The organism is Bacillus sp. UMB0893, from assembly GCF_002858905.1.
Taxonomy (GTDB): Bacteria; Bacillota; Bacilli; order Bacillales; family Bacillaceae; genus Bacillus_P.
Genome location: NZ_PKLB01000007.1, coordinates 88,670 through 106,161, shown reverse-complemented (window position 1 = coordinate 106,161; position 17,492 = coordinate 88,670). Strand labels below are relative to the sequence as shown.

General features: G+C 40.3%; 19 protein-coding genes. All 19 read right to left on the bottom strand.

What is annotated here, in order from left to right:
• Positions 1 to 37: 37 nt before the first annotated feature.
• Entirely contained in the window at positions 38 to 856 is an 819-nt protein-coding gene (gene trpA, locus CYJ36_RS15980; protein WP_101568262.1) for a tryptophan synthase subunit alpha, read from the bottom strand.
• Complete coding sequence (gene trpB, locus CYJ36_RS15975) at positions 819 to 2,048, bottom strand: tryptophan synthase subunit beta (protein WP_101568261.1); 1,230 nt, start codon at positions 2,046 to 2,048, stop codon at positions 819 to 821. The genes trpA and trpB overlap by 38 nt, the downstream gene beginning before the upstream one ends.
• The gene (locus tag CYJ36_RS15970; protein WP_101568260.1) at positions 2,029 to 2,685 is read right to left on the bottom strand and encodes a phosphoribosylanthranilate isomerase; all 657 of its coding nucleotides are present in this window, start codon (positions 2,683 to 2,685) and stop codon (positions 2,029 to 2,031) included. Before CYJ36_RS15970 ends, trpB begins: the two co-directional genes overlap by 20 nt.
• The gene (gene trpC, locus CYJ36_RS15965; protein ID WP_101568259.1) at positions 2,678 to 3,439 is read right to left on the bottom strand and encodes an indole-3-glycerol phosphate synthase TrpC; all 762 of its coding nucleotides are present in this window, start codon (positions 3,437 to 3,439) and stop codon (positions 2,678 to 2,680) included. Before trpC ends, CYJ36_RS15970 begins: the two co-directional genes overlap by 8 nt.
• Positions 3,429 to 4,448, bottom strand: a complete 1,020-nt coding sequence (gene trpD, locus CYJ36_RS15960) for an anthranilate phosphoribosyltransferase (RefSeq protein WP_101568258.1) — start codon at positions 4,446 to 4,448, stop codon at positions 3,429 to 3,431. The genes trpC and trpD overlap by 11 nt, the downstream gene beginning before the upstream one ends.
• A complete protein-coding gene (gene trpE / locus CYJ36_RS15955; RefSeq protein ID WP_101568257.1) occupies positions 4,429 to 5,964 on the bottom strand; it encodes an anthranilate synthase component I in 1,536 nt (511 codons plus the stop codon). The genes trpD and trpE overlap by 20 nt, the downstream gene beginning before the upstream one ends.
• Positions 5,965 to 6,292: 328 nt before the next feature.
• Positions 6,293 to 7,771 carry a PH domain-containing protein gene (locus CYJ36_RS15950; protein ID WP_101568256.1) on the bottom strand — a complete coding sequence of 493 codons (1,479 nt, stop codon included), beginning with the start codon at positions 7,769 to 7,771 and terminating at the stop codon, positions 6,293 to 6,295.
• 2 nt (positions 7,772 to 7,773) lie between these two features.
• Complete coding sequence (locus tag CYJ36_RS15945; protein WP_101568255.1) at positions 7,774 to 8,268, bottom strand: PH domain-containing protein; 495 nt, start codon at positions 8,266 to 8,268, stop codon at positions 7,774 to 7,776.
• Positions 8,269 to 8,407: 139 nt separating this feature from the next.
• The gene (gene aroH / locus CYJ36_RS15940; protein ID WP_101568254.1) at positions 8,408 to 8,776 is read right to left on the bottom strand and encodes a chorismate mutase; all 369 of its coding nucleotides are present in this window, start codon (positions 8,774 to 8,776) and stop codon (positions 8,408 to 8,410) included.
• Complete coding sequence (gene aroB, locus CYJ36_RS15935) at positions 8,773 to 9,861, bottom strand: 3-dehydroquinate synthase (RefSeq protein ID WP_101568253.1); 1,089 nt, start codon at positions 9,859 to 9,861, stop codon at positions 8,773 to 8,775. Before aroB ends, aroH begins: the two co-directional genes overlap by 4 nt.
• Complete coding sequence (gene aroC, locus CYJ36_RS15930) at positions 9,861 to 11,033, bottom strand: chorismate synthase (RefSeq protein WP_101568252.1); 1,173 nt, start codon at positions 11,031 to 11,033, stop codon at positions 9,861 to 9,863. The genes aroB and aroC overlap by 1 nt, the downstream gene beginning before the upstream one ends.
• Positions 11,034 to 11,134: 101 nt before the next feature.
• Positions 11,135 to 11,902, bottom strand: a complete 768-nt coding sequence (locus tag CYJ36_RS15925; protein ID WP_180850366.1) for a CheR family methyltransferase — start codon at positions 11,900 to 11,902, stop codon at positions 11,135 to 11,137.
• A gap of 265 nt (positions 11,903 to 12,167) precedes the next feature.
• Positions 12,168 to 12,614 carry a nucleoside-diphosphate kinase gene (gene ndk, locus CYJ36_RS15920; RefSeq protein ID WP_101568250.1) on the bottom strand — a complete coding sequence of 149 codons (447 nt, stop codon included), beginning with the start codon at positions 12,612 to 12,614 and terminating at the stop codon, positions 12,168 to 12,170.
• 99 nt (positions 12,615 to 12,713) lie between these two features.
• Positions 12,714 to 13,676 carry a heptaprenyl diphosphate synthase component II gene (gene hepT / locus CYJ36_RS15915; protein WP_101568249.1) on the bottom strand — a complete coding sequence of 321 codons (963 nt, stop codon included), beginning with the start codon at positions 13,674 to 13,676 and terminating at the stop codon, positions 12,714 to 12,716.
• Positions 13,677 to 13,706: 30 nt separating this feature from the next.
• Positions 13,707 to 14,402 carry a demethylmenaquinone methyltransferase gene (locus tag CYJ36_RS15910; protein WP_101568248.1) on the bottom strand — a complete coding sequence of 232 codons (696 nt, stop codon included), beginning with the start codon at positions 14,400 to 14,402 and terminating at the stop codon, positions 13,707 to 13,709.
• 1 nt (position 14,403) lies between these two features.
• The gene (locus CYJ36_RS15905) at positions 14,404 to 15,210 is read right to left on the bottom strand and encodes a heptaprenyl diphosphate synthase component 1 (protein WP_374702823.1); all 807 of its coding nucleotides are present in this window, start codon (positions 15,208 to 15,210) and stop codon (positions 14,404 to 14,406) included.
• 113 nt (positions 15,211 to 15,323) lie between these two features.
• Complete coding sequence (gene mtrB / locus CYJ36_RS15900) at positions 15,324 to 15,551, bottom strand: trp RNA-binding attenuation protein MtrB (protein ID WP_101568247.1); 228 nt, start codon at positions 15,549 to 15,551, stop codon at positions 15,324 to 15,326.
• Positions 15,552 to 15,727: 176 nt separating this feature from the next.
• Positions 15,728 to 16,294 (bottom strand): GTP cyclohydrolase I FolE, encoded by a 567-nt coding sequence (gene folE / locus CYJ36_RS15895; RefSeq protein WP_101568246.1) that lies wholly within the window; start codon positions 16,292 to 16,294, stop codon positions 15,728 to 15,730.
• A 464-nt stretch (positions 16,295 to 16,758) separates the two neighbouring features.
• The gene (gene hbs, locus CYJ36_RS15890; RefSeq protein WP_029280242.1) at positions 16,759 to 17,037 is read right to left on the bottom strand and encodes a non-specific DNA-binding protein Hbs; all 279 of its coding nucleotides are present in this window, start codon (positions 17,035 to 17,037) and stop codon (positions 16,759 to 16,761) included.
• Positions 17,038 to 17,492 lie beyond the last annotated feature (455 nt).

Sequence of the window (17,492 nt, the reverse complement as noted above, 5' to 3'; positions counted from 1 at the left end):
TGTTATAAAAGCGGAGTGCTCCGCTTATCTGCACATTTCATCCTATGTTCACTTTAGCATCTGAAACAAAAGAAGCGGCTTTTTCTTCAAATTCCAAAAGAGCAGTTCTCATTGAATCTGGATCTTTCAATCTTAAAGCTAATCTCTCAACCTCTTCAATAAGGGCGCTGCCTACAACAACTCCATCACATACCCTTGTCAGTTCGTCAACATGCTCCTTTGAAGAAACACCAAAACCGACAACGACAGGCACTGAAGCTTCTCGTTTCACGTCGCTTAGAAAATCAAAGATGCGTTTATCAAATGTCTTCCTTGAACCTGTGACACCTAATGAGGAAACGCAGTATAAGAAGCCTTCAGCACTTGATACGATTTTCTTGAGACGCTGTGATGATGTAGGAGCAACCATGGATATAAATGTAACCCCACGCTGCTTGCATGACTCTCTTAAGTCTGCACTTTCTTCAAAAGGAAGATCTGGAATAAGCAGTCCGTCAATTGTGTTTTTCTCCGCTAAAGCAAAAAAGGATTCTTTCCCTAATTGTAACACAGGATTATAATACGTAAAAAGAATTATTGGAATAGTTAGACCTCTTTCACGCATTGAAGGAACAAGCTCCATTGCTTTTACGATATTCATTCCTTCAGAGAGTGATCTTTGTGACGCACGCTGGATAACTGGTCCGTCCGCAAGAGGATCTGAATAAGGAATGCCAAGCTCAATGGCAGTTGCCCCTTTCTTCTGGAGAGAAAGGGCCAGCTCGATTGTAGCATCTCCGCTCGGGTCTCCTGCTGTAATAAAAGGAATGAACAATTTCTTATTTTGCTGCAGCTGATTCTGCAAGTATGCTTGCATTCTTATCGCTCCCTTCAAGAGAATCCATCAGTGTATGAACATCTTTATCCCCGCGTCCTGATAAACAAATGAGCAGTGTTTCTTCAGGATTCATTTGCTTGGCAAGCTCGAATGCTTTTGCCAGAGCATGAGCTGTTTCAATTGCCGCAAGGATTCCCTCTTCCTTCGCTAAAACGGTCAGCGCTTCTAATGCTTCATCATCCGTTACGCTCTCATATTTCACTCTGCCGCTGTTTGCTAAATGGGCATGCTCTGGTCCGATTCCGGGATAATCAAGACCGGCTGAAATGGAATACGGTTCAATAATCTGGCCGTATTCGTCTTGCAGAAGATACGTCAGCGAGCCATGTATAACGCCTTTTGTGCCTTTCGTAATCGTTGCAGCATGCAGAGGTGTGTCAACACCTTTTCCCGCTGCCTCAACTCCTACCAGCTCTACATCCTCTTCAATAAAAGCCGCAAACATGCCGATTGCATTGCTGCCTCCGCCTACACATGCGACTACTTTATCGGGCAAACAGTTCAGCCGTTCTTCCAGCTGCTGCTTTGCTTCGTCCCCTATAACTCTTTGAAACTCTCTAACCATTAATGGATAAGGATGCGGGCCGACTACAGAGCCAATCATATAGAAATGGTCTTCACAATGCTGAACCCAGTACCTGATCGCTTCATTAGTAGCATCTTTCAGCGTTTTATTGCCGCTGTGAACAGGAATCACTTCCGCTCCAAGGAGTTTCATTCGAAAGACGTTAAGCTGCTGTCTGTTCACATCCTCCTCACCCATGAATACTTTGCATTCCAAGCCGAACTTAGCAGCAACTGTTGCTGCTGCTACTCCATGCTGCCCTGCACCTGTCTCAGCAATAATCTTTGTTTTTCCCATCTTGCGCGCAAGCAGGGCTTGACCAATTGCATTGTTAATTTTATGGGCTCCTGTGTGATTAAGATCTTCACGTTTTAAATAGATCTTCGCTCCGCCAAGTTTTTTCGTAATGTTTTCGGCGAATGTCAATGTTGTAGGTCTGCCGGAATATTCAACCAGCAGTCTATAATACTCGTTCATAAATTCTGGATCATCCATTGCTTCTGCAAAAGCTGTTTCAAGCTCAGCCAGCGGCTGCATTAAGGTTTCAGGTACAAATTTTCCTCCAAAATCTCCGAATCTGCCATTTTCATCTGGAAATAAATACATGCTGATTCACCCTTTCTTCTAATCTATCCAAAAGCGCCTTATCTTTTTTCTCGTTTTGTTCAATTCCGCTCGAGATATCGATTCCCTCCGGGTTATGCCCAAGCAATTCAACAACATTGTCCGGCTGAATGCCTCCTGCAATGAAAAGAGTTTTGTTCATTTTCTTTGCTGCATTCGAGTAAAGCGGAACTCTCGACCAATCAAAGGTTTGACCTGTCCCTCCGAATGCATCTTTAACCTTGGAATCTATGACAAATCCATCGGCTGTATCCTTAAAAGCTCTCATAGCTGACAACGTCCCCTCAAAATGGGGCAATGCTTTCCAAACCGTTTTATTAAAAAGAGTTTTTATTTCAGCTGTTTCATTGACACTCTCTGTGCCATGACATTGGATGACGTCTATTGGCAGTTCATTCATTACGTTTTCGAGCTCTTTAAGCTTAGCATTCACAAATATCGCAACCAGCTGTTTATCATTAATATCCACTTCTTTAAGCCACTCTTTTACTTGGTTTGGTTCAACTCTGCGTTTGCTTTTGGCAAATATGAATCCAAGATAGTCTGCGTTGGATTGACTGGTGATCTGCAAATCTTTCAGGGATCTGTTGCCGCAAAGCTTGATTAGCGGCTTAGTCATTTTGTTCTCCATATAAAACTTTGATTGCCAGCGCCTGATCTTCCTGCCGCATAAGAGATTCCCCGACTAAGATAGCATTTGCGCCATATTTTTTCACCGTATTTACATCTTCAAACGTAAAAATGCCGCTTTCACTAACAAGCAATGTTTCTTCAGGAACAAATTTGCTGATTTCCTTCATTTGATGCAGATCGGTTTGAAAGGTAGATAGATCTCGATTATTGACACCTAATATATTAGGAATGAATTCAGGTAAAAGCTTTTCTAAAACAAGTAAAGAATGCACTTCTACTAAAACATCCATATCCAGTTCATATGCATGCAGATAGAGTTCATGCAGCTTCCTTGGCTCAAGAGCTTCACCGATTAAGAGGATGGCATCTGCTCCAATGTTTTTTGATTCTTCCACTTGCTTATGATCAATAATGAAGTCCTTCCTTAAAACAGGCAGACTTACATTCTTTTTTATTTCTGCAATAAAATCACGATGTCCTTGAAAAAAGCTTTCATCCGTCAAAACAGAAAGACAATCCGCTTTTCCCGCTTCATATGCTTTCGCAATTTCAACTGGATGAAAGGATTCCTTTATAACACCTTTAGATGGAGAGGCTTTTTTCACTTCTGCAATTAATGCAGGCTTTCGGATTGAATGCTTTAAAGCTTTATAAAAAGAGCGGTTCGAGACCTGTGCTCTCTCTGGAATAATGAGCGTGCTGATTTCTTCTCGTTTTTTTTCAAGAATCTTAGTAAGCATATTGCTCCTCCTTCTTTCTCTGAAGACGAGTAAGCTGGTGAATGGCGGTTCCATTATGAATGGCTTCAAGCGATAGTTTCACACCGTTTTTAAGAGAATCTGCCTTTCCAGCCACGTACAGCGCAGCACCAGCGTTTAATGCGACAATATCTGCAGCAGCACCTTTGCGATTCCCTTGAAAAACATCTAGAATAAGATTTGCGCTTGCCTTAGGACTTTCAACTTGAATATCTTTCAATTTCCCTCTGCTAAGTCCCATTTCTTCAGGCGTAATTTCATAGCGGTCAATCTTGCCATTTTTCAATTCCACAATATCTGTAACATCCGTTATGCTGCATTCATCAAGACCGTCTCTGCCTGTCACCAGCAGTACATGCTCTGAACCAAGCTCCCTCATGGCATACGCAATTTTCTCTGCATATTCTGTAGAAAAGACGCCCATTACCTGACGTTTTGCATTCGCTGGATTCGCTAAAGGTCCGAGTAAATTAAAAACAGTCCTGAATCCGATTTCCTGTCTCGGGCTCACCGCATGTTTCATTGATGAGTGATAGAGTGGTGCAAAAAGAAAACTCATATCAAAATGCTGCAAAGCAAGTTTGGCCTCTTCAGGTGTTGTCTGAATTGAAATGCCAAGCTGTTCCAGTACATCTGCACTCCCGCTTTTAGATGAGATCGCCCGATTTCCATGCTTTGCTACTTTTACTTGAAGAGAAGAAGCAAGAATCGCAGAAGCAGTCGAAATATTGAATGTTGATGCCCCGTCTCCTCCTGTTCCGCACGTATCAATGAGATCATCCGCATACTCAATTTGTGTCATGTGCTGCTTCATTGCTTTTGCAAAGCCGACAAGCTCTTCAACGGTTTCGCCCCGGAATCTGAGAATCGAAATGAAGCTTGCAATTTGGCTGGAAGTGGCCTTTCCTTCCATCACTTGATTCATGGCAGTCATCGCTTCTGCCTCAGATAGCGTATGACCTTCTATGCATTTACCGAGCAATGTTTTCATTAAAAGCCGCCTCCTGTTTCCCAAATACTTTTTCGGTTAGTTCAATCGTTTTTATTAAGGCACTCGCTTTATTTCTAGTTTCTTTCCATTCCAGCTCAGGCTTTGAATCTGCTACGATTCCTGCGCCTGCCTGTACATATGCCTTTCCGCCCTGTAATGCAATTGTCCGGATGGTAATGCAGGAATCAATATTTCCATCAAATCCGATATAAGCAATACAGCCCGCATATGCATTTCTTGCAGTTGGCTCAAGCTCCTGCAAAATCTGCATTGCCCTTACTTTTGGCGCACCTGATACAGTTCCTGCCGGAAATGAAGAAAGCAATGCATCTATAGGATGGGTGTCGCTTCTTAATTGACCTGTCACTTTTGAAATTAAATGCATCACATGTGAAAAGAGGCCAAGTTCCATTAATACAGGGGTTTGAACCGTGCCATAATCAGCTACTCTGCCAATATCATTTCGTGCAAGATCAACAAGCATATAATGCTCTGCTTTTTCTTTTTCATCATTTCGAAGATCTTGTTCAAGCTGCAAATCCTCTTCTTCCGTCTTTCCTCGTTTTCTTGTGCCGGCAATCGGATGGATTTCCAAATAACCGTCCTGTACGTATATCAATCTCTCAGGAGAACTGCCAATCAGCTCTGTTTCATCAAATTTGATATAAAACATATAAGGAGATGGATTCACCACTCTGAGCATTCGGTACAAATCAAAACCCTTAGCTGTAATCGGGATTTCAAACCTTTGGGAAAGTACCCCTTGAAAGATATCCCCGGCTCTGATATATTCTTTTATTTTTTCTACAGCACCCAGAAATTCATTTTTCCCAAAATTAGAGCTGACTCCTTCAAATGAAACGGATGCTTGATCCATCGGTGCCAGCATCAAATCATTGAATTCCCGTTTCTCGGTTAATTGCGAGATGAGCTGATTGATTTTCGCTTCTGCAATTTCATAAACTGCTCGTTTGCCTGCTACAGATTCGTTTCCTGACAGCCGTTCATAGTGAATAAAGGAAAGAGTTTTATCAATATGATCAAATGCAATCATCGTGTGACAAACAAATAATAAACACTTTTTAAAGTTCAAATCTTGATTCGCATGCTTTTGAACGCGTTCAAACATCGTGACAGAATCATAGCCTAAATAGCCGACAGCCCCTCCTGTAAAAGGGATATCAAGATCTGGAAGCTTTACTTTTAAATAGCCGTCCATCCAGAGAAAGATATCTTTCAGAGACGAGGATTCATAAATGGTCGTTCTCTGCTTAGACCTTACATAAAAACGATCATTCTCTTCTTCAATGAACAGGAAGGGATTTAATCCAATAAAGGAATAGCGTGACCATGATGATTCCTCGTCTTTGCTTTCCAATAAATAAACCGCTTCATCTTCAAATACTTTAAATAGCTGGATCGGCGTAAATGTGTCAACTTGAAATGACTTAATAACAGGAATTGTTTGATAGCTTAAACTATCATGATTAAATGAGGCAAAATCGGTATGAACCATAAAGTACTCACTCCTCCATCAATATGGAGAATAAGTATTTAGGAGGTTTTATGCGGAAAAGCTACGGATGAAATAAAAAAACCCAAAAACAATGAATCTCTGTTTTTGGGTAGTCTTTACCGTAACGAAATATAAAAGACCTCAGCTAAACTCACTCATTCTCAGCTACCCTAAACTCATGCTCAACTAAAAACTATTTAAAACTGCTCTGACTTTCTGAACTCTATTCTCGGCTAACGCACTGGAACATATTAGAAGCTCTCTTCTAATTTCTATTCTTGTGGACTATGTTAATACACCCGCTTCCGTATGTCAACGATAAATGCCCTTAGGAATTTTGATTGGCGTACCACAAATAAATGCGCACTGCTTCTTTTTTTGGGAGATCCCGAATTTCAGCCTCATGCATTGGTGTACCGCGGGTGATGATTTTTACAGCAGCCAATCCAGCTTTTCGCTGCAGCCATGATTCGGTCACAATGACTTGTTCAATTTTACTCTTTTTCGTAATAAAAAAGTCTGAGGAAAAGGATCCCGTTCTCATTTGAATAAACGTACTATCCAGAAGATAGGCGCTGTTTACATATTCAAGGATTCGATGAACGGTAATCAGCACAAAAAGTCCAATTAAGATATACCATTTATCTGGCCAAAAATACAGCAGCACTGCTGTACCAATGATCCAAAAGTAGCTCGGACGGATCAGCTTGATCCAAAGTGCTATTTTAGGCAATGGGTTCATTTCATTTTTAATAATGAAATCCGGCAGCAACTCTGGCATGAGCTGAATTGCACGTTTTTCTGCAATAAAAGGGAACAGCGTGTTGGACTCTATTTTTTCATCCCCGTTTGCACCCGCGCATATCAGGTCTGCTCTTACAATTCCAAACCAGCGGCGGAAAAAGGATTGTTTCATGCTGATACCCTGTATTCTTTGTTTGGCAATCATCCATTCGGAATGACTTAAAACTCCTTTATGAATGTAGAGGCGATTCTCATCTGCTGAAACTGTAAAATTTCCGTACCGCAAATAGGTAATCGTGATGCCAAAGAGAATTGAAATAACAAGCAAAATGAAAATCGTAATGACAAGGAATAGCCAAGTCTGCTCAAGAAATGTCAGCACTTGTTCTGCTGTATTCCAGATTGAGAAAAAATCATCGATATTGGAATATATTCCTGATAATACCGGCAAAAATGCGACAAAACTTAATGATGTCAGGGAAGCAAAGATGATTTCTTTTCTTGTTATAGAGTAATGCTCCTTTTTCAGTAGCTTCCGTTCATCTTCTTCTCTTACTCCAACATCTTCGTCTTCAGATTGCTCGTGTTTTTCCCCTGCAAGATACTCCTGAATTCGTTCTGCTTCAGACTGGCTGATGCATTTCAATTTGACCGATGAATCCTCAGCACTTGCAGCCGTGTCTATCGTCAAGGATGTCAAGCGGAACACGCGGTGCAGAAAAGGTGAATCCTGCTGAACACCTTGAATGCGTTCAAGCGGAATAAATCGTTTTTGCCTTACAAACCGGCCTTCTTTAATTTTCAGCTCATCTTCACTCAAAGAATAGCTGAAATTCCACCATTCAAACAGGATAGAGATGATTCGGTAAACAAGTAAGATGGCAACTCCATATCTTCCGGCTGTCATGATGAGTGAATCAGACTTGGCGTTGACGACTAAAATCAGGACGATAGGAATAATAAAGTCTTTTATCATATGGCCAATCGAAAATAAGATCCACAAGGGATGGAGACGATGCGGTTTTAAACACGATTCATTTGTCATCATTTCAGTCTCTCTCATCCTTATTCGCTCCCAGTAACCTTAGCAAAAATTGCAATTTGTGATCTTAGCATTTCTGCTTCTTCTTCTAAAATAGCCGGTATTTCATGTGAAGATGCAGTAGTTCCGATTGTAATCGTTGCAAGTCCATATTTTCGCAGAATCACCCCTTGATTGGTATTAACATATTGAACCTTTGTCATTGGTATAATGGTATGTGTTTTTTCCAGTGCACCATGCTTCAGATGGATATGTTCAGCGTCGACTTCATATCTCCACGTCCGCTGCATAAGGGCAGGATAATAAAAGATGCCATAGATGGAATGAAGCGCTGTAATTGCAAGCAGCACATAGCTTGCATGTCCAATCCATCCATACCAGTCAAAATGCTGCTGCATAAAGATTATCGCAACGAAAATAATGATTGTCACAATATGAGAAATGATGGATGAAATCCGCCATACTTGTATGGCATAAGGTGAAATTTGTCTCTGGGGTTCTGGTATCGTTTCTATCATTCTAATTACCTCTCTTTCATTATGTATTGTTCTAATAGAAATACGAATGAAAATGGAAAAAGTTTCATGTCGGGTGATGAGATATACGCAAAACATACACACAAAAAAAGCAAGGGAAAACTCCCTCGCTTCACTGATTTCAATCTTTCCCTGTCAAATCAGGTCTTAGAACGACAGCCTGACCTTGATAAACATGCATTACTTCCCTTTGGTTTAAAGAAGTCTGCACCGTCATCATGACTCTGATGCATTTTTCAAGGCTGCCTGCTACAGGAATTTCCTGCATGCACATAACCGGTACATATTCCCATCCTTCAAAGTTGCGTAACGCTTTTGCTGGAAATACAGCATCTAAATCTGCCGTCATAGAGAGAAGGACAGAAACGACCTCTTCTGGATAGACGCTGTTTTTTTCGATCATTTCAAGAACTAGGACTTCAGTTGCTTTGATGATTTGTTGTTCATCGTTTTGATCAACTGTTGCTGCTCCTCTGATTGCACGAATCAATCTGATCCCTCCTGTCTCCATTTTTCTAGTAAGGATCTTAATTGATCGCTTTCGAATGAAGAAGTTCCTGCTTCTCCTATAGCATTTAATAACACCATTGTAATCGTGCCTGAGTGAGATTTTTTATCTTTCAGCATTCTGATTATTAAGGATTCAGTAGGTAGTGAATTTGGTACTCCAATAGGAAAACCTAATCCTTTGAACCATTTTTTGATTTTTTCGTAGTGGAGGTCTTTTTTATTTACCTTCTCGCTAAGCCAAATGGCAAATAGCATTCCAATTGCGACCCCGTCACCATGACTGATTTTCCCATAGCCTGCTTCCGCTTCAATCGCATGACCAAGAGTATGCCCAAAATTCAGGTGTGCTCTGACACCCGTTTCCTTTTCATCCTCTTTTACGACTGCCGCTTTTACACGAATACCCTCAATAATCATGTGCTGAAGCTTTTCATCATCAATATCGTCAAGATTATAAATTCCAGCAGCAAGCTGCTTAAACAAATCGATATTTCCAATGAGCCCGTGTTTAATCACTTCTGCAAATCCTGAACGCAGCTCGTTTCTCGGCAATGTTGAAAGGAATGCAAGATCGTAAATGACACCGGCTGGCTGATAAAAGGCACCGATCATATTTTTCCCTTCAGGATGGTTGATGGCGACCTTTCCTCCAACTGCACTATCATGAGCAAGCAGCGTTGTCGGCAGCTGAATAAATGGAATCCCTCTCATATATGTCGCAGCCACAAAGCCAGCTAAGTCGCCAATCACTCCTCCTCCAAAAGCAAGAATGAGAGATTTTCGATCAAGTCCCAGTTTAAGAGCGTAGGTTTGAATATCGTAAAAGCTTTCAAATGATTTATGCTCTTCACCGCTTGGCAGGACATATACTTCCGTTTTGTAAGATTTTCGCAGTGCTTGCAGGAGCTGCTCGCCATAAAGGGTTTGAACAGCAGCATCAGCAATAATTAGAATGCTGGACGGTTTTAGTTCAGAAATTTTTCCCAACAGCTTTGTATCTATAATATTTCTCCCAACCGAAACCGGATATGATCCGGAAGCTGTTTCTATAAGCAGATCCTTCATTAGAATTCCCTCGCGTACTCACGCATTTCCTGAACATGCTCCCGAATAGCGTCCATGCGGTCAACCCCAAATTGCTCAACTAATGCATTGGCGATTTCCCAAGCCACAACTGCTTCAGCCACTACACTTGCTGCCGGCACTGCGCAGCTGTCCGAACGCTCGATGCTTGCTGAAAATGGTTCCTTGGATTCAATATCCACACTTTGCAAAGGCTTATACAGCGTTGGGATCGGCTTCATCACACCTCTTACAACGATTGGCATTCCTGTTGACATGCCCCCTTCAAAACCGCCTAAACGATTTGTTTTACGTGTATAGCCATTTTCCTTGCTCCAGATAATTTCATCATGGACTTCACTCCCAAATTTGCGGGCTGCTTCAAAGCCTATGCCAAATTCTACACCTTTAAACGCATTGATGCTTACGATTGCACCTGCAATTTTAGAATCAAGTTTGCGGTCATAGTGAACGTAGCTTCCAACACCTGCAGGCATACCTTCTACTATTACTTCAACAACGCCGCCAATTGAATCACCATTGTTTTTTGCATCATCAATTGCTTTCATCATTTTTGCTGCTGCGTCCCCATCCAAACAGCGGACAGGGGATTCTTCAGTAATGCGCTGCAGTTCTTCAATGGATGAGTATTCCGTGCTTTTTGCCTTTATTGATCCAATTTCAACGACATGGCCAGCTACCTTGATGCCAAGCTCAGACAAAATCTTCTTTGCTACTGCACCCACCGCAACTCTGACCGTTGTTTCACGGGCTGAAGAACGTTCGAGCACGTTGCGTATATCTCTGTGGCCATATTTAATAGCACCGTTTAAATCTGCATGTCCAGGACGAGGGCGGCTTATTTGACGTTTAATATCTTTTTCTTCACCATCTTCCAAAGGTTCAATGCCCATTATTTTCGTCCAATGTTTCCAATCATTATTTTCAACAACAAGTGCGATTGGAGAGCCCAGTGCTTTTCCATGACGGATTCCGCTTGTGATCTGAACCTCGTCCTTCTCGATCTGCATTCTTCTTCCTCTTCCATGACCCTTTTGTCTGCGCGCAAGATCAACGTTAATATCCTCTGCGGTAATAGACAGACCCGCCGGTACTCCTTCAATTATCGCGGTTAATTGCGGTCCATGTGATTCTCCTGCTGTTAAGTATCTCATCTCCAGCTCTCCCTTCAGCGCACTAACGCTTTTAAGTAACACTATATTATTTTAAGTAACACTATATCATATGTAGAGACAATTGAATAGAAAGTTTGTCCCTAGCTTTTCTTATAAAAAAAAGTACCTGCTGATTCCAGATTATATTGATCGCTGTAAAAAATCTGCTCTGTGCTTCCAACAAAAAAAATCCCATCTTTTTTCAGCGCTTTTGAAAACTTGTGATACAATAAGTTCTTTGCCTCTTCGGTAAAGTATATCAGCACATTCCTGCATACGATTAAATCGAATCCATCTTCAAAAGGTTCTGCTAAAAGATTATGCTTTTTAAATTGCACCGTCCGAATGATGTCTTTACTAATTTTATATCCTGCCCCATCTGCTTCAAAATATTTGCGTTTCATATCTTCCGGTAGTTCTGCCAGACTCCGTTCGGGATAAATGCCCAGCTTTGCTCTGGCAATTACATTTTCATCCAGATCTGTTGCCAGAATTTTAATCGAATGCAATGGCATATATTTTGAAAGTATCATGGCGATCGTATACGGCTCCTCACCAGTTGAACATGCAGCACTCCATATTTTAAGCGATTTTGACCGTTTAAGCATTTCCGGCAGCAAATCACTTTCTAATAGATCCCAACGTTTTTTATTTCTATAAAACTCTGAGACATTGATGGTAATCCGGTCGAGGAGCTCATAGAGAAGCTGCTCATCCTTACAAAGGGCCAAATAAAACCGTCGAAAATCTTCAAATCCTTTTTTCATAAAAAGGGAAGTGATTCTTCTCTTCATTTGTGATTCTTTATACAAAGAGAGATCGATTCCTGTTTTGCTCTTAAAATCTTTCGTAAAATGTATGTAATCCACGCTTTTCAACTCTCCTACTGCAAACTTACTCTATGAATAGTATATCGGATATTGCATAGTTCTTGTGATATAAGTATAGAAAAAATCTGAATACTCTTAGAAATAATGTGATTTGCAAGTCTTAAACGGGGATTTATACTGCATATGAACCTTTCTAAAAGGCTGCATGATTGAAGATTGGAGATACAATACACGCGGTTCTAATGTGCCATATCTTAATTTTGAGGTACAAGAAAAGCCAGCATCTCTGCCGGCTTAAAATAACTTAATAAATCCAAGTATTGATTGCTTTATCGTATTCTACTAATTCTTCTTGATTGAAGAACAAATTGACTTCACGCTCAGCACTTTCAGGTGAGTCAGATCCGTGAATAATGTTTTTCCCTACTAATAAACCGAAATCTCCTCTGATTGTACCCGGTAATGCCTCAGCAGGTTTCGTTTTGCCCATCATTTGACGTGAGATTTCAATTACATTTTCACCTTGCCAAACCATTGCAAATACTGGTCCTGATGTAATAAATTGAACAAGCTCATCAAAGAAAGGCTTGCCTTTGTGCTCTCCATAATGCTGCTCAGCTAATTCGGCTGAAATTTGCATAAGCTTAGCGCCAGCAAGCTGTAAGCCCTTTCTTTCAAATCTGGCAACTATTTCCCCAATTAGTTGACGCTGTACCCCATCAGGCTTAACCATCATAAATGTTTTTTCCATATCAATTCTCCACCCCGCGATTGTATGTATAGGTTTTCTTAACCCATGGAAATCGTACCATTTTTTCATTTTTTTCGCAATCACAGGATGAAGAAGTATTTAAAATTTTCTTTTTCCAATATATTTTGCAATGCTGGATAAGGTTGATCTTGCTTTGTTTCTAGGCAATTCATTCAGAACGCTGAAACCTTTTTGAAGGTACCTGTCACTAATCTGTATAGAGCGATCTATTGCATCAGAGCCTGCAATAGCCGCAATGAGGTCATTCATTTCCGGTAATGAAGTTTCACTCGTTACTTGGCTGATTTTCTTTTTCAGTTCCGGGTTCTCCATTGCAAACAGCACAGGAAGCGTAATGTTTCCTTGAAGCAAGTCTCCGCCTACAGGTTTGCCAAGCTCTTCTTCTGTTGAAGTGAAATCAAGGATATCGTCGGTAATTTGAAAAGACATTCCAACATAGTAGCCAAAAAGGAATAATTTTTTATGTATAGATTCCGGGACTCCGCCAGCAATTCCGCCAAGCTGACAGCTCGCGGCAATCAATAATGCCGTTTTCCGTTTGATGCGTCTTAAATATGTACGTAAGTTTTGCTCATAATCATATTTATCTTTAATCTGTTCGATCTCACCTAGTGAAACTTCAACTATTGTTTTTGAAAGAATTTGATGTGCTGTAATATTTTCTAAGGACGTCATGATTTCTAGTGACCTTGCAAATAAGTAATCTCCTGTATACATGGCGATGCGGTTATCCCACTTCGCTTTAATTGTCGGTCTGCCTCGTCTGAGCTCGGAATCGTCGATCACATCATCATGTACTAAAGATGCCATATGAATGATTTCCAAGGCAATGGCCACTTTTTTCACTTTGTCAATATCATATTCGCCGAACATTGCTGACAGCAATACAAAAACAGGGCGGATACGCTTTCCCCCTGCCTGAAGAAGGTGAAGCCCTGCCTCGCTTAATAAAGGCTCATTGGAGCTTACCGTTTTTTCAAGTTCCTGTTCAATCAGATCAAGATCTGCATTTAAGAACGAATACGTCATTTTAAATTTCATTCTATTCACCTAAATACTCGCATTTTTAAATCATTTACTGCCGAGATGCATTGCGGCTACCCCGCCGGTAAAAGGTTTAACTTCTACGTTTTTAAAGCCTGCCTCACTGAACATCTGTGCAAGCTCGCGCATCCCCGGGAAGTCTCTGGCTGATTCCTGCAGCCATGAATACTCTTTATAGCTTTTAGCAAATAGCTTTCCGAAAAGAGGCATAATATACCGGAAGTATCCGAAGTAAAGCTGTTTAAATCCGATCATTGTCGGCTGGGATGTCTCCAAGCAGACAACTTTTCCGCCTGGCTTTACGACACGGTGCATTTCTTTAAGCACCGTCATGTAATCTGGTACATTACGCAATCCAAAACCAATCGTTACATAATCAAATGTATTATCCGCAAACGGGAGATCCATCGCATTTCCATGGATTAATTCAATATTGGAATAATCCTTAATTTTCTCTCTGCCAATTTTCAGCATATTATTGCTGAAATCAAGGCCTGTTGCTTTTCCTTGCTCTCCTACTGCCTCAGCCATAGCAATCGTCCAGTCAGCTGTTCCGCAGCATACATCAAGGGCGGATGAACCCTTTTTGACATTCATTCTTTTCATTGTCTCTTTGCGCCATGCAATATGACGCTGAAAGCTGATAACTGAATTCATCTTGTCGTAGTTTTTATATATTTTTTCAAAAACTGAATGAACTCTCTCTTCTTTGGATTGCTGCATTTCATAAACCTTCTTCCGCTAACGTAGTGTACCTTATGTCCTGATTATACTTGAATGAATGCAATCTTGCTAACAGGATCTTTTGCAGGGAGGATGGTTGCTGAAAACAGTTTTCTAAAAGATCGACCGTTTCGTCGAAATAACGGTTGCAAAACTCTTTCAAATAGACGCCGGTCAATTCAAGCGTCCCGACATTTTTTTTCTTTTTCTCCAAATTCCTCATTAGTGATATAGATTCTGTGCTGTATTTGTTTTTTTCTAAGGAAAGCCGTTTGTAAGAAAGGAATTTTGTTGATAGCTTTGAAAACAATCCAGCATGGAAATAATCTGAAACATGCTGGAAAAGCGCTGCTTCTACTTTAGACAAACTCGCTACAAATGAATCAAAATCGCTTGCTGACTCTTCATACAGGCGAATTTTGTGTTCATTGATTTCTTTTATTGCCGTTGCTAACGTTCGAATCATTCCAATGTCCTGCATTTCTGATAGTAAAGCGTAATACAGACCGCTGAAGTAGTCTCCTGCAAGAACAATAAGCTGTCTTTGCATAAACTCTTCCTGCTTTAAATGTTCGGAAGTGGATACTTCTTCATGAGTATCAAGGGCAATTTGCACGAGCATCGCTGTAATTATGTAATTCTCTTTCTTTTCGTTTGGAAGATCAAGCTGATCAAACAAAGCATAGAAAAGGAGCAGTTTATCTTCATCAATAACAGGAGATGGAATATATTTTGCTAAAAATGGATGAGTGAGCTTTACGTTTAACATTTCTTTAATCTTAGTCATTTGTACATAGATGTCTTGCAAATAAATCACCCAATCCCCATGTAAATAGAAAATTTTTTCGAAAAGCTAGCAATAGCAACAAACACTATTAGTTTGACAATAGTCATTATACCATAATCTCTATCAGCAGAAAATTATCTTCTAGAGTCGCTTTCCATTTCACCGTAGCTTGTTTGAATGATTGCTTTTCCTCTTATTTTGATTGCTGATGTATGTTCCGTAAACTGGGCAATCATAACCTCGCCTTTATCAAGCTTTTCAGAATGATGAAATCTAGTATCTGATCCGCGCGTTAATCCGATGACATTGACTCCGTCTTCTTCTGCTTTTATCACTAAAAAATCGTTCGTGCTGTCTTTCATAGGTTCACCCCCAAATCCTTATTCTTGGCTTTGTGCGTAAGATTGTATTTTTCGCAATAAGCTCGGTTCATGTCTAGCAGCAGGTTCTAATCCAGTACTGTTGCTTGGAATCAACCCTATAATAAAATGAAAACACTATACACACCTGTAAAGCAGCAACTTTTCAGAAAAAAACCTTATTCTTTAATGAATGATAATACTTCAGCTCTTGCCGCCGCATCCTTAACAAAGATGCCTCTGACAGCAGAAGTCACTGTTTTGCTGCCTGGCTTTTTCACACCGCGCATCGTCATGCACATATGTTCTGCTTCTACTACAACCATCACGCCATGAGGCTCGAGTGAGTCAATTATGCTGTCGGCAATGGTAGATGTAATTCTTTCCTGAAGCTGAGGTCTTCTGCAGACAGCCTCTACAGCTCGTGCAAGCTTGCTAAGTCCCGTTACTTTTCCGCCCTTTGGGATGTATGCGATATGAGCTTTCCCAAAAAACGGGACTAAGTGATGCTCACACATAGAATGGAATGGAATATCTTTAACCAAAACTAGTTCTTCGTGATCTTCGCCAAAAACGGTTTTAAAATGTTCTTTTGGGTCTTCGTTCAAGCCGGAGAAAACTTCGGCATACATTTTGGCAACCCTTTTAGGAGTATCCAGCAGTCCTTCGCGATTTGGATCTTCGCCAATCGCTTCAAGAATGAGTCTTACCGCCTGTTCGATTTGCTCTGTATTGATTTGCCCCATACAAATCCTCCTAAAAAACAATATATTTGATACAGATTCTAGCATAAGTAAGAGTTTAAAAGCAAAGAAATGACGTGCTTTGCGGGACTTGAGTGTGTGTTTTTCGGAAGAATTTCCAAAAAGGATCAGTTCTAAGACATTTATGATTTTCAATTCTTTTAAGAAGGAAAAACTTGTTTCTTTAAAACTTACTAGAAAAGAGCACGATTTCCATATAATCAGTCTAATAAGGGAAAACAACAATATATTCTAACACAACTCATTCAGGCACTTTGTGGCCCCCTGTTTCTGCTTTTCTGCTGTTTTTGGGCTTCATTCACTTCTTTTGAAGACCTCATTTCGGGCTTTTGAGCGCTTCTTAGTCCCAAAAAGATGCCAAAACAAAGGAAAAGCCCCTTTAAAAGGGGCTATCCATGTTCATTGTGTATGTACTATTAGCTTTATCATACACGGGTTAGAGCACATTATTTTCCAGCTACAGCGTCTTTAAGAGCTTTACCTGGTTTGAACGCAGGCACTTTGCTTGCTGCGATTTCGATTTCCTCGCCAGTTTGTGGGTTGCGTCCTTTACGGGCAGCGCGCTCACGTACTTCAAAGTTACCAAAACCGATCAATTGTACTTTATCACCGTTTTTAAGTGCATCTAAAAGTGTATCGAAAACAGCATCAACAGCTTTCGTTGCATCTTTTTTTGACAATTCGCTAGCTTCTGCTACCGCGTTGATAAGTTCTGTTTTATTCATGCCTTTCACCTCCTCCCAAAGATTGACTGTTAAGCAATAAAAGTTCTGTTAATTTCATTTCTTTACAGATTATGCATAATCTATACATGATAGATAGGCATTTTACTGTTAACACGCTAATCTTATACGATTAACGGTCAGAATTCAATGATTTTCCGCATGAATATTGGGTTTTTAGGAAGAATCGCCCAATGCAGAAAATAATTTCTGATAGTAGATTAACACATCCTATTTCGCTAAGCAAGGAGAAACCTTGATAAAACCTAAGTAAATCAATAATTGAAGATGCTTTCAGGCGAACAAGCATTCCTATAAAATACTTATTTTACTAAAAAATCCGAAATGTGATAATTATTATCCTACAATATATAAAACATGATAATGACTCTAATATATAAAGAGAAAGATGTAAAGTTAAATTTTATTAAAATAAAATTTTGTAAGGTATTTGTTAT

Coding starts and splice junctions, on each gene's coding strand:
- aroB (WP_101568253.1), bottom strand. CDS start 9,861: ATGAAGGATCTGCTTATAGAAACAGCTTCCGGATCATATCCGGTTTCG.
- CYJ36_RS15970 (WP_101568260.1), bottom strand. CDS start 2,685: ATGACTAAGCCGCTAATCAAGCTTTGCGGCAACAGATCCCTGAAAGAT.
- CYJ36_RS15950 (WP_101568256.1), bottom strand. CDS start 7,771: ATGAGAGAGACTGAAATGATGACAAATGAATCGTGTTTAAAACCGCAT.
- trpC (WP_101568259.1), bottom strand. CDS start 3,439: ATGCTTACTAAGATTCTTGAAAAAAAACGAGAAGAAATCAGCACGCTC.
- hbs (WP_029280242.1), bottom strand. CDS start 17,037: ATGAATAAAACAGAACTTATCAACGCGGTAGCAGAAGCTAGCGAATTG.
- CYJ36_RS15945 (WP_101568255.1), bottom strand. CDS start 8,268: ATGATAGAAACGATACCAGAACCCCAGAGACAAATTTCACCTTATGCC.
- trpA (WP_101568262.1), bottom strand. CDS start 856: ATGCAAGCATACTTGCAGAATCAGCTGCAGCAAAATAAGAAATTGTTC.
- folE (WP_101568246.1), bottom strand. CDS start 16,294: ATGGGGCAAATCAATACAGAGCAAATCGAACAGGCGGTAAGACTCATT.
- trpB (WP_101568261.1), bottom strand. CDS start 2,048: ATGTATTTATTTCCAGATGAAAATGGCAGATTCGGAGATTTTGGAGGA.
- CYJ36_RS15910 (WP_101568248.1), bottom strand. CDS start 14,402: ATGCAGCAATCCAAAGAAGAGAGAGTTCATTCAGTTTTTGAAAAAATA.
- hepT (WP_101568249.1), bottom strand. CDS start 13,676: ATGAAATTTAAAATGACGTATTCGTTCTTAAATGCAGATCTTGATCTG.
- ndk (WP_101568250.1), bottom strand. CDS start 12,614: ATGGAAAAAACATTTATGATGGTTAAGCCTGATGGGGTACAGCGTCAA.
- trpD (WP_101568258.1), bottom strand. CDS start 4,448: ATGAAAACATTGCTCGGTAAATGCATAGAAGGTCATACGCTATCTGAG.
- trpE (WP_101568257.1), bottom strand. CDS start 5,964: ATGGTTCATACCGATTTTGCCTCATTTAATCATGATAGTTTAAGCTAT.
- aroC (WP_101568252.1), bottom strand. CDS start 11,033: ATGAGATACTTAACAGCAGGAGAATCACATGGACCGCAATTAACCGCG.
- mtrB (WP_101568247.1), bottom strand. CDS start 15,551: ATGAAAGACAGCACGAACGATTTTTTAGTGATAAAAGCAGAAGAAGAC.